This window comes from Myxococcus eversor (assembly GCF_010894455.1).
In the GTDB taxonomy this organism is placed as follows: Bacteria; Myxococcota; Myxococcia; order Myxococcales; family Myxococcaceae; genus Myxococcus; species Myxococcus eversor.
Genome location: NZ_JAAIXY010000002.1, coordinates 336216 through 350925, shown reverse-complemented (window position 1 = coordinate 350925; position 14710 = coordinate 336216). Strand labels below are relative to the sequence as shown.

Below are 14710 nucleotides of genomic sequence, written 5' to 3'. Positions count from 1 at the left end.
CCTTGACGACGAGGGAGGGCCTCTTGCACAACCCGGGGCATGTCCGTGAGTCCACTGCCCCGCTTCACGCCCCGCCGCGCCCTGGGCCGCACCGGCTTCGTCGCCACGGCGGTGGGCATCGGTGACATCGCCGACCGCTCGGCGCCCCGCGAGGCGCTCGTCGCCACGCTGCGCCGCGCCCTGGACGCGGGGCTGAACGTCATCGACACCGCGCCCAACTACGAGGAGGGGTTGAGCGAGGAGGTGGTGGGCGAGGCGCTGCGCGGCCGGCGCGAGCACGTGTTCCTCATCGACAAGGTGGACGTGCTCGACGCGCCGGTGGCGCCGCAGGTGGAGGCCAGCTTGAAGAGGCTGGGCCACGCGACGGTGGACCTGTTCGCCTTCCATGCCGTGTCGGAGCCGTCCGCGTGGGAGCAACTGGCGGCGCCGGGCGGAGGCCTGGAGCAATTGGGCCGGTGCGTGAGCGCGGGACAGGCGCGCTTCCGGGGCATCTCCAGCCACCATCCGGACGTGCTGCGCGCGGCGGTGAACTCCGGGCTGTGCGACGTGGTGATGTTCCCGCTGGGGCCCTTCGTGGACTTGCGCTACGTGGAGGACGTGCTGCCGCTGGCGCGCTCGCGCGGCGTGGGCGTGGTGTCGTTCAAGACGTTCGGCGCGGGCAAGCTGTTGGGCGACACGGAGGGGTATGGCCGTCCGCTGGAGGCCCGCCCACGTGGCAAGGTGGGTTCCGGCGGACGCGAGGACCGGGACGCGCCGCTCCTGCCGCACCTGAGCGTGGAGGAGTGCGTGCGCTACACGCTGTCGTTGGACCCGGACGTCATGTTGATGGGGATGAGCCACCCCAACGAGCAGGACGCGGCGCTCGGCGCGGCCCACTCGGCGCGTCCCTTGTCCATGGAGGAGCGGGCCGACGTGCGCGAGCGCGCGAAGGCCGCCATGGAAGGCAAGGGCGGCGTGTGGTGGAACCCGCCGACGGCCGCCGCCGCGAGCTGAGTCCGCGTCCTCCCAGTCCCGAGTCATTCCGTACGCGTGGTGTTCGAAGCGGGCGCACGCGCGGGACTCAACGTCTCACCGGTCCGACACTGGACAGTCTCCCTGTCCTCGAAGACAGACGGCATTGTTGACGCCTCCGGGACGTCTCTAGCCTCGGGGTCTGATGTCGCGCGGCGCTTCTCTTCCAGCGTGGTCTGCCTCCATGTCCGCCGAGTCCGGTTCGTCCACTGCCACCTCCCGCGATGACGCCGGGAACCCCCGCCGCGTCGAGCCTCCCTCCGAGCTCCACGCGCAGCCGCCGATTTCCCCGGAGGACGCGCGCCTGGTCTTCCTGGCCCGCGCGGGCGAGCTGTTGGGCACGTCGCTGGAGTGGCGCACGGTGCTCCAGCGGCTGGCGGAGCTGGCGGTGCCGGTGCTGGCGGACTGGTGCGCGGTGGACGTCATCGCCGAGGACGGGCGCGTGGAGCGCGTGGCCGCGGCGCACCGGGAGCCGGAGAAGGTGGAGCTGGTGCACGAGCTGGCCCGGCTGTGGCCCGTGGACCTGGTGTCCCCGGGTGGCATCTCCGAGGCCCTGCGCACCGGACGTCCGGTGGCGCTGCCGGTGGTGACGGAGGAGCTGTTGCCGGGGCTGGTGCGCGCCACCGAGCAGCTCGACGGCGTCCGGAGCCTGGGCAGCCGGGCGGCGCTCATCCTGCCGTTGGTGGCGCGGGGACGGGTGCTCGGCGCCATGTCGCTGGTGCGAGGTGACAGGGTGGCTTCCTTCGATGCGCCGGACGTGGATGTGGCGATGGAGCTGTCCCGCCGCGCCAGCCTGTCCATGGACAACGCGCTCCTGTACGAGGAGGCGCGCGCGGCCCAGTCCTTCTCCTCGCGGCTGCAACTGGTGACGGCGGCGCTGTCCCGCGCGGCCACCGCCGAGGACGTGGCGCGGGTGCTGGTGCGCGACGGGCTGGAGGCCTCGGGCGCGGCGCGTGTCTCCTTCGTGGAGCTGACCGACGAGGGCTGCCTGCGAGCGCTCGGCGCCAGCGGCTACTCGCGGGATTGGCTGGACGCCATCGACGGGCAGCGGGTGTCGGGCCTGCCCATGCTGGCGCTCGCGATGGAGCGGCGCGAGGCACAGTGGTTCTCCCAACTGGAGGACGTGCTTCCCCTGGCGGGCATCGTGGGGCGCGACCTGGAGGCGCTGGGCGAGGGCGCGCGCGCGGTCCTCCCGCTGCTGACGGAGCGGGGGATTCTGGGCTTCGTGGGGCTGGCGTGGAACGCGCCGCGCGTGTTCGCTCCGCTGGAGCGCTCCTTCCTGGAGGCGTTGGCCCACCAGTGCTCGCAGGCGCTGGAGCGCGCGGCGCTGTACGGGACGCTGCGCGAGCGCGGCGAGCGGCTGCACCACGCGCTGCAGATGGGCAAGGAGGCCGAGGAGCGGCTCTTCTTCCTGCTGGAGGCGAGCCGCGCGCTGGCGGAGCACCTGGACGACGTGGAGTGGACGCTGGAGCACGTGGCCCGCGTGGCCGCGAGCAGCGTGGCCTCCAGTTGTCTGGTGGAGCTGGTGGGGCCGGATGGCTCCCTGCGGTGCGTGGCGTCCGCGCACCAGGAGCCTTCACGCAATGCCTCCGTGCTCTCCGTGCTGGGCGGAGAGGGCGCCCTGTCCCTGTCGCGCGAGTGCTTCCAGTCGGGAGAGCCGCGCTTCGTGCCGGACGTGGACGCGGCGCTGTGCGAGCGGCTGTCGGAGAGCTCCGTGCACCAGCGCGCGCTGCTGGAGGCCCTGAGGCCCGCGTCGCTGCTGGTGGTGCCGGTGCGCACGCGCGGACGCACGCTGGGCGTCATCACGCTGGGCACGTCGCCGCCGCAGCGGCCGCTGGCCATGTCGGACGTGTCGATGATGGAGGAGCTGGCGCGGCGGGTGGCGGTGGCGCTGGAGAACGCGTCGCTGTACCGGGACGCGCAGGCGGCGGTGCGGCTGCGCGACGAGTTCCTGTCGGTGGCGAGCCACGAGCTGAAGACGCCGCTGACGAGCCTCAAGCTCCAGCATGGGCTCATCGACCGGGCGCTCAGCGGGGATTCGCGCCACAAGGTGGCGCCCCGGCTGTCCACGGCGATGCGTCAGGTGCAGCGGCTGGCCTCGCTGGTGGACCACCTGCTGGACGTCAGCCGCGTGTCGCTGGGCCGGCTGGCGCTGGAGCCCACGGAGGTGGACCTGGGCCAGGCGGTGCGCGACGCGGTGGAGCGGATGGAGGAGGTGTTCGCGGTGGCGGGGTGCTCGGTGCGCGTGGACATCCCAGCGCCGCTCCAGGGCCGGTGGGACTCGCTCCGGTTGGACCAGGTGCTGGTGAACCTGCTCACCAACGCGGCCAAGTACGGCGCGGGCAGGCCCGTGCAGGTGACGGCCGCGGCGGCGGGCGAGGACCAGGTGCTGCTGTCGGTGCGGGACGAGGGCATCGGCATCTCCGAGACGGACCTGCCGCGCCTCTTCGGCCGCTTCGAGCGCGCGGTGTCGGAGCGGCACTACGGAGGGCTGGGCCTGGGGCTCTACATCAGCCGGCAGATTGTCGAGGCGATGGGCGGTCGCATCGAGGTGGAGAGCCGCGAGGGCGTGGGCTCCGTCTTCACCGTGCACCTGCCTCGCGCAGCAGGGTGAGGGCGCGCTCCAGCACCTCGTCGCGTCCGGCGCGCAGGCCGCGCACGGTGGGGTGGACCTCCACGTCCGGGCGCAGCCCCACGCCCTGCACCGCGCGGCCGTCGGGCGTCTCGAAGCGCTGACCGGTGAAGAGCACGCAGACGTCGCCGGGCAGGCAGACGTTGGTGGTGTCGCCCACCGCGCCCGCCGTGGCGCTGCCCACCAGGCGCGCGCCGGACGCCGCTTGAATCATCATGGCCGTGTATTCACCCTGGCTCAGCGTCCGCTCGTCCACGAGCACGACGACGCGGCCGGGGTAGCGGGGTTTGTCGCCAGCGGGCAGCGTGTCCGGGGCTCGCACCTCCCGCGCCTCTCCCGCGGATAGCAGCGGGCGGGTGATGAACGCGGACGCCGTGGCGCCCCGGGTGTTGAGTCGCGGCGCCAGCGCCCAGGCGCTGCCCTGGGGATAGCCGCGCAAGTCGAGCACGAGGGCACGCGTGTCCTTCATCGCCTCGAACATCCCGTCCACCGAGTCGGCGCGCAGCCGTCTCAAGTCCACGTAGCCCACGCCGCCGTCGAGCTGCTTCCACGGCGCGTCGTCCTGGACGGGAGGGCGGAGGAACGGGAGGAAGTCGCGCGAGCGGGGCAGCCGCGATTCCTTCATGCGTCCATCCACGCCCTGGGTCATCACCTCCACGGGTTTTCCGTCCGCGCCCGCGAGCAGCAGGCTGGCCACGCGAGCGGCGCGGGCCGCGTCGTGCGAGGCGCCGAGCAGGCCAGAGAAGCGCGCGGCGCGCGTGGCCACCGGCTCCCCGTCGATGGTCAACACCTCGTCCCCCACGCCGATGCCGGCGGCGCGCGCGGCCTCGGGCACGGGCAGCTCCGCCACCAGGAAGCGTCCCTCCACCGCGCGCAGGACGAGGGGCGCGGTGGCCTCCGCGAGCGAGCGCAGGGGCTGGCCGCTCTCCGCGACGAAGACGTGGCCGTCGGAGACTCGCGCGGACAGCGCGTAGAGCACCTGCGTGTACGCGCGCGAGTCCTGGGCCGCGCGGGCCCGGCCGAGGAACTCCGGCAGCACCGCGTCCCAATCCCGCAGGGCCTTGGGGTCCGGGTGGAAGAGGCGCATCACGTTCCAGAAGCGGATGACCGCGAGCATCCGGTAGGGCTCGGACGGGTACGTCATGGCCGCGTACGCGTCATCCGGGCCGCCGACGGGGAGCCCCGAGTCTTTCGCCGCGACACGCGCGGAGGCCTTCGGCGTGCCCGCGCGCAGCAGCCGGAGCGCGGCCTGGAACGCGGGGCCGGTGTCGCCCTCGTCCGCGTTGGCGGGCACGGTGACGTCCGCGCGCAGCCCCGATGAGCCGGAGGGGAACACCAGCTCCGAGGCGCGCACCACCGCGCGCTGGCCTCCGGGAAGAGACAGGGCGCGAGTCTTCACGGCGGAGGCCTCATCCAGCGCGCCTTGGGTGACGAGCCGCGTGCGAGGCGAGGAGAGCAGGGCGAGCAGCAGGGGAGACAGGGGCGTGCGGCCGTTGACGAGGAGGACCCGCGAGCGCTTCGGCGTCTGGGGCGCGGGCGTGAAGGTCCGCGCCAGCCGCGTCTCCACCGAGGCGCTGTAGTCCCCGGAGCTCGGCCCCACCTGCACGGGAAAGCCCGAGTACACGCGGAAGCGCTCCGCCGGAGCCGTCACCACTTCCGAGGGGAGCGAGCGCTCCAGGAAGCCCAGCGCCAGCTCCATCCAGAGGGCCTCGTCGGGACCGCTGGCGCGCAGGTCCACGACGACGCGGCGCGCGCGGGCGAGCTCCGGCCCCACCGCCGTCATCGCGGGATACAGCGCGTTGAAGTTCGTGAAGCGCCGGTCCAAATCCAGCACCAGCACGTCACCGGACCAGCGGGTGAGCGGGCCTGACGGCTCATGGGACGCGGGCGGCGCGGAGGGCTCGGGTTCGACGCGGGTGAGCGGGTCCTCCAGCCGGCGCAACAACGTGCCCACCGACGCGGCCAGCGCCTCCGGGGTGTTCGCCGCGAGCGCGCCCGGGAGTGACTCCACCAGGGCCGCGTCCCAGTCCATCGCGCGGAAGGCGAGCGCGGGGTGCACGTACTTCACCGTGCCCCAGACGCGCCCCAGGACGGCGGCGTTCTCCAGGGCCGTGTCGGGCTTCACGCGCGAGGCCGGTGGCTCCTGGGCGAACGCCCGCCCCGTGAGTCCCGGACTCAGTGCCACCGCGACGACACAACCCATCCAGACTGTCAGCTCCCAGACGCGCGCGTGTTCCACTTCCACCTCTCGAGGACGGCCCCAGCGGCGCGCCAGACACCCCCTTCTCGAGAAAGGTTCCCGCGCGGAGCGACCTGTAGCGCGGGGCCTTCCAGCGGCCCGTGCACCCTCGTCACATCTTTCGACTCAAGGAACCCGACCCCATGCGTCTCTTCGAAGGGCGGGGGGCTGACTCCGGAAAGGCGAGGAACGTCTTCCTGAAAACACGACAGTGCTACAGAGAGAAATGGATTCCCTGTAACAAGCCCGCCGAAAGCGAGGCTGGCGGTAATGTTTTCAACCGAATGGCTGTAGTTTCTGCGGAGAGAGAAGGGGACAATTTCAGCCAGACGGGAGGTGTTCTCCCGCCACTGTCCGGAACCCAAAGTCCTTCAAGGCCTTCCGCATGAAGATCCAGTGCCAGCGCGGTTGAATCCCGGGTGGCACATGGCTCGCAGATACCCGCCGCAATAGACCCCTGTCCCCGCCGTCCTCATCCCGCTCCCGTGTTCCTCCAGAACGCCACCTGCTCCTGCGTGCCTTCGCACTCCGACCCGAGTGACTGCCCGACCTGGGTGCGTCCTCATCGGCCCACGCCCGCGGAGGGCAACACGATGCTGTACGCGGGGACTCCGCCGCCGATGTTGGTGGAGCCCACGCCGGTGCCCGCCACGCCCGCCAATTCGCTGGTGGGGCAGCAACTGGGGCACTTCAAGCTCTTGAAGGAGCTGGGCCGGGGCGGCATGGGCACGGTGATGCTGGCCGAGCACGCCCTCATCCAGAAGCGCGTCGCCATCAAGGTGCTGCACTCGCACCTGGCGCAGGACCCGGACCTCGTCGCCCGCTTCCTGTCGGAGGCGCGCACGCTGACGGTGGTGCAGCACGAGAATGTCGTCGCGCTCTACGACCTGGACGTGCGCGAAGGGCGCCCCTACCTCGTCATGGAGTACCTGGAGGGGCAGAGCCTGGCGGCCTTCGCGCAGGGGCCGCTCGCTCCGGCGCTGGTGGTCAATCTGCTCTCGCAGGTGTGTGACGCGCTGGGCGCCGCGCACGCGCACGGCATCGTCCACCGCGACTTGAAGCCGGCCAACGTCTTCCTGGTGCCGGGGCTGTTGGGCCGCCAGCGCGTGAAGCTGTTGGACTTCGGCATCGCCAAGCTCTTGTCGCGTCCCGCGGGACTGCACACCACGGAAGTGGGAGTGCTCCTGGGGACGCCGGAGTTCATGGCGCCCGAGCAGTGCGGCGACGACGTGGTGGACGCGCGCACGGACATCTACGCGGTGGGCGTGCTGGGCTACTTCCTGCTCACCGGGCGCGTGCCCTTCGCGGGGCGCACGGCGGCGGAGGTGCTCATCGGTCACCTCCAGAAGCAGCCGGTGCCGCCGCACGAGGTGCAGCCCGGTGTGCCGCCCGCGCTGTCCCGCGTGCTCCTGCGCGCGCTGGCCAAGCGTCCGGCGGACCGCTTCGCCCAGGCCGCGGACCTGCGCGCGGCGCTGGCCACCGCGCTCGCGCCGGAGCCCGAGCCCCCCGTTCCCGGCTTCACCGCGCGGGTGCGCATGGCGGGCACGCCGCACTCGCAGGAGCTGCGCTGCGAGTGGGTGGGCCGCGCCGGCATCTTCCTCCACACCAGCGCGGCCCCGCCGCCGCTCCTGTCCGACGTGGGCCTCCTCTTGAGGCTGCCCGGCGGTGAGCTGGCCTGCACCGGCCAGGTGGTGCGTCACGTGACGGAGGAGCAGGCCCGGGCGTGGCGGATGACGCCGGGCTTCGGCGTGCAGCTTCGCGACAACTCGCCGGCCTTCCATGAAGCGCTGGCGCGGGTGAAGTCCGGCGTCCGGCTGGAGCCGCCCACGCCTCCGCCGTCCCCCATGCAGGAGGACGCGGTGGCGGAGCGGGTGCTCCAGGGCTTCCGGGCCCGCCTGGCGGGCGACCACTACGCGGTGCTCGAGGTGCCTCGCGACGCCACCCCGGAGACGCTGCGCGCGGGAGCGAGCCGCGCGCGCACCGCGCTGGAGCCGCTCAAGAGCCGCAACCTGTCCCTGGGCCAGCGCGCCCAGTTGGAGCGGGTGGGCGAGCGGGTGGCCACCGCGCTCCACGTGCTGGGTCATGTGGAGCGACGGGCTGAATACGACGCGAGGCTGGGCAACGTGGAGGGTGTGGAGCGCTGCCTCGCCGCGGGCCTCACCGCCACCGCGCTGGAGCACTGCCGCCGCCGCTTCCTCACCGAGTTCCCCGGCCGGGACGGCCGCGCGGCGGTGCAGCGGCTGTCCGGTGACGCGCTCTCCTCGGTGGGCAGGCTCCAGGAGGCGCTCGCCGCCTACGAGCAGGCCGTGAGGATGGATCCGCTGGATTTGGAGGGCCTCAAGCGCTGGCGCGCCATGCGGGCCCGGCTGCGCAACACGCCCACACCGCGTTAGGCGGGCGGACGGGCGTTGAAGGAAGCAGGGCGGTGTCTTGCGTCCTGGGGGTGCCTCCTCGTTAATCCAGGGGTACCCATGGCCTCTGACTCCGACGACTCGCTTCCTCCTCAAGGGCGCTTCACCCGGCTGCGCAAGCTGGCGGGCCTCTCCATGCAGGTGGGCACCGACGTGCTCAAGAGCAGCGCGAAGCGCCTGGCTGGCGGCACGCCGGAGCTGCTCAGCAAGAGCTCCGCGGAGAAGCTCGTCGCCACCCTGGGGGAGCTCAAGGGCGCGGCCATGAAGCTGGGCCAGGCCATCTCCATGGACCCGGACCTGCTCACCCCGGAGGTGCGGCAGGTGCTGGCGCGGCTGCAGAACCAGGCCCCCGCCATGTCCTACGACATGGTGACGCGCGTGGTGCGCCAGGAGCTGGGGGCTTCTCCCGAGGACGCCTTCCGCGAGTTCAGCAAGGAGCCGCTGGCCGCCGCGTCGCTGGGCCAGGTGCACCGCGCGGTGCTGGAGGACGGCCGCGTCGTCGCCGTGAAGGTCCAGTACCCGGGCATCGCCGAGTCGCTCACCCACGACATGGAGAACCTGGGCCTCGTCGTGAAGACAGTCTCGATGGCGTCGCGGCTGATGGACGGCTCCGCCTACTTCAACGAGTTCCGCGACGAGCTGCTGCTGGAGCTGGACTACCGCCGAGAGGCCTCGCTGGCGGAGGGCTTCGCGCGCGGGGTGGCGGACCTGAAGGACCTGTACGTCCCGAAGGTCATCGCCAGCCACAGCGCCGAGCGCGTGCTGACGCTGGAGCTGCTGGAGGGGCCCACCCTGAAGGATTGGGTGACGACGGTGGACTCCAACGACGAGCGCTTCCGCGTGTCGCGGCAGCTCATCCGCGCGACGTACGGGCCCTTCTTCGGCTCGGGCGAAATCCACGCGGACCCGCACCCGGGCAACTTCATGGTGATGCCGGACGGGCGGCTGGGGCTGTTGGACTTCGGCTCCATCAAGCGCTTCAGCCCGCGCTTCGTGGACGCCAACCGGCGCATGTTCCTGCAGTCCATGCGGCTGGAGCCCATGGATATCCTCCGGCTGAGCCAGGAGGTGGGCTTCACGGTGGAGCTGCCCGGCGAGGAGGCCGCGGAGTTGATCCGCGAGGTGCTGCACATCGCCGGCAGGCCCATGCGGCTGACGCCGTACGACTACATGTCCTGCGAAATCACCCGCGACATGCGCAACCACTTCACCCGCAACGCGGCGCGCTTCCTCAAAATCAAGCCGCCGGCGGAAGCGGTGATGTTCTTCCGCTCCACGGGTGGGCTGGCGCAGAACCTGCGGCTCATCGGCGCGCGGGGTGACTTCCGCGGCGTCTTCCTGGAGATGGCGGAGCTGTTGAGCTGAAGCGGGGCGGGCCCTACGGGGCCGGCGCGGACGCTCCGGTGCGGCCCTTGGCGTGGATGGCGTGGAGCTTCTTGGCCAGCTCCTCGCCCTGGGTGCTCTTGGTGATGTAGCCGTCCGCGCCCGAGGCCAGGGCCAGCGCGCGCAGCTTGGACTCGTCGGAGGCGGAGAAGAGCACGAAGCGCGTGCCGGCCGGGGCCTGTCCCCGCGCCAGCGTCAGCACCTTGTCCCCGGTGAGCGCGGGGATGTTGACGTCCAGCAGCACCAGGTCCGGCAGCGTCGTGCGCACCAGGTTGGAGACGCCCAGCGACGAGCGGTGCGTGCGAACATCGAAGCCATACGCGGACAGCGAGCGCTCCGCCAGGTCGAGCTGCTCCTGGTCATCATCCACCACCAGCACGCGGATCTTCTTCTCCGACATGACGCCTCCCCCTTGAGAGCGCGGATTGGGTGCCGCCGCCCACCGGATATCGCCACCAGGCCGGGTGGCCTACGGATTATCACCTAGGCGCGCGTCCCTGTCGCCATCCCCCTTCCTCGGGGGGCCCGACTTTCTCGTGACGGCGGCAGGACGTGACGGGTGGTCCGGGTGGGACTCCACCCGCCCGGGGCCTCCGGACTCGGGGACGGTCAGCCGGAGCGCCAGGAGGCGGGGCGCTCCCGGGCGGGGGCCTTTCGCTGCAGGGAGGGCAGGGTGATGGTGAAGATGGCGCCTCCCTCCGGGCGGTTGGCGGCGGTGAGGGTGCCATGCGCGCGCGTCACCACGTCATGGGCCATGGACAGCCCCAGCCCGGTGCCGTGCTGGCCCTTGGTGGTGAAGAAGGGCTGGAAGATGGAGAGCAGGTGCTCCTCGGGGATGCCGGTGCCCTCGTCCTCCACGGTGATGATGGCGTGGCCCAGCGCCGGGCGTCCGCGCACGCGCAGGGTGCCGCCCTGGGGCATGGCGTCGCGCGCGTTGCGCAGCAGGTTGAGGACGACGCAGCGCAAGTCGGCCGCGGAGCTCTCCACCAGCGGCAGCCGGGGCACGTCCACGTCCAGGAGCAGCGTCAGCCCCTGCCTCGAGGCCCGGGACTCCAGCTCGTCGCGGGCGATCTCCACCGAGTCGCGCACCACGTCCGCCAACTGCACGGGCTCCACCGGCGACTCCGGCCGCTGGCGCGCGAAGTCCCGCAGGCGCGACAGCCGGGTGGTGGCGTCCGCGACGATGCGCAGCAGGGTGTCCACGTGCGCGGGCGGCGCCGCGGCGGGGGCCCGCTGCTGCTTCGCGTCGCTCATCTGGAGCATCTCCAGCCGCAGCTTCATCGCCACCAGCAGACTGCTCAGGTCATGTGCGATGCCGGAGGCCTGCTCGCTCAGCATGCGCAGGTGCTCCCGCTCGGCCAGCGCGCGGCGCTCGCGCTCCAGCGTCTCCTCCACGCGAACCTGCTCGGTCACATCCTGGGCGAGCACCAGCACCACCGGCACGTCGGGGCTGACGCGGCAGACGCACACCTCCATCTGCTGGTGACCTCCCGCGTAGCTGTAGCGCGTGGTGCGGGCCGCGTCCTCCGAAGCCCCCTCGAGCGCACGGGCCTCCGCGGCGACGACGCTGCGCAACGTGAGCAGCGAGGGCCCCTCCTCCTGCCCGCTGTCCGTCAGCCGACGCCACGGGCCCCGCGCCAACGTCAGGGATTGCCAGCGCAGGTTGACCCACTGCACCACGTCACCCCGCAGCACCGCGAGCGCGCCCGCGATGCCTTCCAGGGCCCAGGAATGTCTGGCGGGGGCCAGCGGCTCGTGCTCGAAGTCAGGGCCGTGTGTCTTTCTTACCTTTTCGAGGATGGCCTTGAGCTCATTCCCAGGTGAAGACGCGGGTGACATGCCTTGAGCTGTAACCCAGGCCGATGGCGGCGACAAGAGAGGGGGACCCACCAGCGCGGACGTCTTGCCCGCACGGGTATGTCTTGTGTGGACTGTGTGTCCAATCCCCGGTGCCCGGAGTCTGGATGTCTGGAATATGGGTGAAGAAACACCCCCAGCTCCGTCCTGTGAATGGAGGTCCCCCGGAACGATGGCACTGCTCACCCTGAACGTTCCCTGCACACTCTTTGAACATCCTCTGATGAACAAGGCAGCTGGAGTGGCGCTCGCCGTGCTGAATCCCAAGAGCGCTGGTGGCATCTGGAGTGGTGATGACAACAGACATTTCCAATGAGCGAATCCGAGTGGCCCTCTTGGAAGACCAGCAGGTCTTCAGGGAGAGTCTGGTGTTGGTGCTGGAGAGCGCTGGAATGGACGTGGTGGCGCGCTGCGCACAGACACCGCCTTTCCTGGCGAGAGTGCGGGAGCAGATGCCGCACGTGGCCGTGCTGGACTTGCGGTTGGAACCCCCGGACCAGGACGGAACGGCCACGGGGATGACGGCGCTGCAGTGTCTGCACGACTTCTATCCGTCGGTGAAGGCGCTGGTGTTGTCGAGCCACCATGAGCCCGAGGTGGTGGAGCAGTGCCTCCAGGCGGGCGCCGCGGGCTACCTGTGGAAACACAACGTGGGCTGCGCGGAGGTCGTCGAAGCGGTGACTCGCGTCGCGCGCGGAGAGCGGCTGATGCCCACGGGGCTTTCCTGGGTACCCTCCGTCCCGGGCTTCGTGCAGCAGGAGGAGGTCCCCATGGGCGGCGTGGAGCTGGGGCTCCTGACGCCGCGCGAGCGGGAGGTGCTGGGCTACGTGGCCGCGGGCGCGGACAACCTGAAAATCGCCGCGTGCCTGAGCATCACCGAGCGCACGGTGAAGGCGCACATCACCAGCATCTACAAGAAGCTGGGCTCGGAGAACCGCACGCAGCTGGCGGTGCTCGGGTGCCAGCTGGGTGTTCACCGGCCAGCAGGAGTCTGAGTCCCCGGGGCCGGCACTTGCAGGCAATGGGCGCGCGAGCGCGGGCATGTCAGGGTGCGTGGACCCTGGCGCTCCTCCCCTCCCCCCAGCGCACGGGTCGTCGTGAGGAAGGTCCCCATCGGGCCAGGGCAGAGGAGACGCAGTGCCTGCCCTGGCCCGTGCTGTCTTCAGCGCTTCACGGCCGTCACCAGCTCGAAGGGCCCGCCGCGCAGCACCTCCAGCTCGTGGAAGCCCGCGTCCTGGAGCATCTGGAGGTACAGCTCCACCTCGCGCAGCCGGCTGACGCACGAGTCCACGCCGATGAGGAAGTACGTCCAGAAGAACTGCGCGGCCAGACGCTCGGGCGTGCGGAACTCCTCGCAGATGACCACGCGGCCACCGGACGGGAGCGCCGCCCACGCGGCCTTCAGCAGCGACTGCGCCGTCTGCGCGGACCAGTCGTGCAGCACGCGGACGAACGTCAGCACGTCGTAGCCCTGGGGCAGGGGCTCGGTGAGGAAGTCGCCGCCCACGAAGCCCAACTGGGACGGCGTCAGGCCGAAGCGCTCGCGCGTGCGCTCCACCAGCGCGCCCGTCGCCGGCAGGTTGTAGACGTCCGTGCGCAGGGTGGGGTGCTCGCGCGTGAGCAGCGCCGCGAGGCTGCCGTCGCCGCCTCCCACGTCCAGCACGCGCGCGTCGCCCTTCCACAGCCGCGCTGAGTGCAGGCGCAGCGACTCCAGGATGGGCGGCAGGCCCACGGCCATGCTCGTCTCGAAGCCCTCCAACTGCTCCTGGGTGCGCAGCGGCCAGTCGAAGTCGTCCGGGGAGATGGAGTGCTGTCCGCGCACGACGTCGCCCAGCCGCCCGTGCAGCGCGCGCCAGGGGAACTTCTCGCGGTCCTTCTCCCGGCCCGCCACGGCGATGGCCGCCTCGCGCAGCCCCGGCACCGCGTGGTAGCGCGCGGACGCGAGCGCGTCCGTGTCCTGCGCGCGGCTCACCAGGCCCAGGCTCTCCAGGCAGTCCAGCAGCTTGTAGAGCCGTCCTGGCACCAGGCCGTGCTTCGCCGACAGCTCCGCCAGCGACACGGGAGTGGGGCCTTCCAGCGACTCGAGCAGCCCCAGTTGGAGCGACGCCTCCACCACGTCCACCGCCCTGGCGCCGTTGTAGAGCAGGTGCAACAGCGCGCGAGGTGACTCGGCCAGCGGGCGCGGCCCCGACGTCACGATTCGCCCCGGGGAGGGAAGCCTCCCGGGTGCACCGGGCACCCGGCCGCCGCCATCGGCGCGGTGGCGTAGGCGCCCATCGCTCCCTCCATGCAGCCCTCGCGGCGGGCGCCTGGCGCATGGCCGCCCTCGCGCCGCCACCCCGCCGTCAGCTCCACGCGCACGTCCCAGAGCTGGCGGAACAGGGGAAGCGTCATCCGCCCCGCCAGCACCTGCGTGGGCAGCCCGTCCAGCGCCTTCACGGAGCGGTCCACGCCGATGGTGCGCCGCACCAGCTGGAAGTGCGCGTGCAACCAGCCCTGGAAGGCCTCGTCCACGTCCACGAACTGCTCGCACAACCGCTTCAGGTCGTCAGGACCGCCTCGGTACACGTCCAACAACGTCCGCGCTCGGCGCGCGAGGAGTCGCTCCAGGGCCTGCTCCAGTCCCTCCGCCGCCTTGCGCAGCATGTTGTAGCCGGGGGACTCCTGCCCGCTGCCATTGCCCAGGCTGCGACGGATGACCTGATAGGTGTCCGGCGTCATCGTCTCCAGCACCGCCAGCTCCGACTTCAGGCCCAGGACGATGCGCGACACCCGCTCCAGCCGCGCGGACGCCGCCCACAGCGCGTCGCGGTCCAACTCCGCCACGACTTCCACCGCCTCGCGCGAGGCCAGCTTCAGCCACAGCTCCTGCGCCTGGTGCACCACCTGGAACATCAGCTCGTCATGCGAGACGCGCTGCTCCTCGGTGGCCTGCAACGCCAGGAGCTGCGGCGTCTTGAGGTAGACCTCGTAGTCGAGCTCTCCTCGGCCTACCCATTTCTTCAACATCGGGTTGAAGAGAGGCTCATCCAGTTCCTGCCGCAACTTTTCCGCATAACTGTAACCATGTGGCGTGTGCATGGTGCCCTCCGAAGGGAGAGGTGGGCATTCAGGGTTGGGAGTGCGAAGGAGACGTGCCCGACTTGGGACAGCGGACGTGGCTCGCTACGACGGTGG

General features: G+C 71.4%; 11 protein-coding genes. 6 read left to right on the top strand and 5 right to left on the bottom strand.

Annotation, left to right across the window (positions count from 1 at the left end):
• The first annotated feature begins 39 nt into the window (after positions 1–39).
• The gene (locus tag G4D83_RS04900; RefSeq protein WP_205522570.1) at positions 40–993 is read left to right on the top strand and encodes an aldo/keto reductase; all 954 of its coding nucleotides are present in this window, start codon (positions 40–42) and stop codon (positions 991–993) included.
• Between the two features lie 202 nt (positions 994–1195).
• The gene (locus G4D83_RS04895) at positions 1196–3625 is read left to right on the top strand and encodes a sensor histidine kinase (RefSeq protein ID WP_163863302.1); all 2430 of its coding nucleotides are present in this window, start codon (positions 1196–1198) and stop codon (positions 3623–3625) included.
• Here G4D83_RS04895 and G4D83_RS04890 read toward each other — a convergent pair.
• Complete coding sequence (locus G4D83_RS04890; RefSeq protein WP_163863301.1) at positions 3594–5882, bottom strand: S41 family peptidase; 2289 nt, start codon at positions 5880–5882, stop codon at positions 3594–3596. The two genes, G4D83_RS04895 and G4D83_RS04890, sit on opposite strands and share 32 nt — an antisense overlap.
• Positions 5883–6397: 515 nt before the next feature.
• Here G4D83_RS04890 and G4D83_RS04885 point away from each other — a divergent pair.
• Positions 6398–8275: a serine/threonine-protein kinase gene (locus G4D83_RS04885; RefSeq protein ID WP_240356157.1), complete on the top strand. Its 1878-nt coding sequence runs from the start codon at positions 6398–6400 to the stop codon at positions 8273–8275.
• A gap of 78 nt (positions 8276–8353) precedes the next feature.
• Positions 8354–9658 (top strand): ABC1 kinase family protein, encoded by a 1305-nt coding sequence (locus tag G4D83_RS04880; RefSeq protein ID WP_163863297.1) that lies wholly within the window; start codon positions 8354–8356, stop codon positions 9656–9658.
• A 13-nt stretch (positions 9659–9671) separates the two neighbouring features.
• Here G4D83_RS04880 and G4D83_RS04875 read toward each other — a convergent pair whose 3' ends face one another.
• Together G4D83_RS04875 and G4D83_RS04870 are read right to left on the bottom strand one after the other, a co-directional pair.
• On the bottom strand, positions 9672–10076 hold the full coding sequence (locus G4D83_RS04875) for a response regulator (protein WP_163863295.1): 405 nt from the start codon (positions 10074–10076) through the stop codon (positions 9672–9674).
• A gap of 209 nt (positions 10077–10285) precedes the next feature.
• Complete coding sequence (locus tag G4D83_RS04870) at positions 10286–11515, bottom strand: sensor histidine kinase (RefSeq protein ID WP_163863293.1); 1230 nt, start codon at positions 11513–11515, stop codon at positions 10286–10288.
• 190 nt (positions 11516–11705) lie between these two features.
• Between G4D83_RS04870 and G4D83_RS04865 the strand changes: the two genes are divergently transcribed.
• Together G4D83_RS04865 and G4D83_RS04860 are read left to right on the top strand one after the other, a co-directional pair.
• Positions 11706–11849: a hypothetical protein gene (locus tag G4D83_RS04865; RefSeq protein WP_163863292.1), complete on the top strand. Its 144-nt coding sequence runs from the start codon at positions 11706–11708 to the stop codon at positions 11847–11849.
• A complete protein-coding gene (locus G4D83_RS04860; RefSeq protein WP_163863832.1) occupies positions 11839–12528 on the top strand; it encodes a response regulator transcription factor in 690 nt (229 codons plus the stop codon). Before G4D83_RS04865 ends, G4D83_RS04860 begins: the two co-directional genes overlap by 11 nt.
• Positions 12529–12695: 167 nt before the next feature.
• On the opposite strand, the gene G4D83_RS04855 is transcribed toward G4D83_RS04860, so the two are convergent.
• Both G4D83_RS04855 and G4D83_RS04850 read right to left on the bottom strand, forming a co-directional pair.
• Positions 12696–13730 (bottom strand): methyltransferase, encoded by a 1035-nt coding sequence (locus G4D83_RS04855; RefSeq protein WP_240356155.1) that lies wholly within the window; start codon positions 13728–13730, stop codon positions 12696–12698.
• On the bottom strand, positions 13727–14614 hold the full coding sequence (locus G4D83_RS04850) for a tryptophan 2,3-dioxygenase family protein (RefSeq protein ID WP_163863290.1): 888 nt from the start codon (positions 14612–14614) through the stop codon (positions 13727–13729). The genes G4D83_RS04855 and G4D83_RS04850 overlap by 4 nt, the downstream gene beginning before the upstream one ends.
• Between the last annotated feature and the right edge of the window lie 96 nt (positions 14615–14710).

Bases quoted from the DNA above. Each gene is read 5' to 3' on its own strand.
- G4D83_RS04900 (WP_205522570.1), top strand. From the start codon at position 40: ATGTCCGTGAGTCCACTGCCCCGCTTCACGCCCCGCCGCGCCCTGGGC.
- G4D83_RS04895 (WP_163863302.1), top strand. From the start codon at position 1,196: ATGTCCGCCGAGTCCGGTTCGTCCACTGCCACCTCCCGCGATGACGCC.
- G4D83_RS04880 (WP_163863297.1), top strand. From the start codon at position 8,354: ATGGCCTCTGACTCCGACGACTCGCTTCCTCCTCAAGGGCGCTTCACC.
- G4D83_RS04875 (WP_163863295.1), bottom strand. From the start codon at position 10,076: ATGTCGGAGAAGAAGATCCGCGTGCTGGTGGTGGATGATGACCAGGAG.
- G4D83_RS04870 (WP_163863293.1), bottom strand. From the start codon at position 11,515: ATGTCACCCGCGTCTTCACCTGGGAATGAGCTCAAGGCCATCCTCGAA.
- G4D83_RS04865 (WP_163863292.1), top strand. From the start codon at position 11,706: ATGGCACTGCTCACCCTGAACGTTCCCTGCACACTCTTTGAACATCCT.
- G4D83_RS04850 (WP_163863290.1), bottom strand. From the start codon at position 14,614: ATGCACACGCCACATGGTTACAGTTATGCGGAAAAGTTGCGGCAGGAA.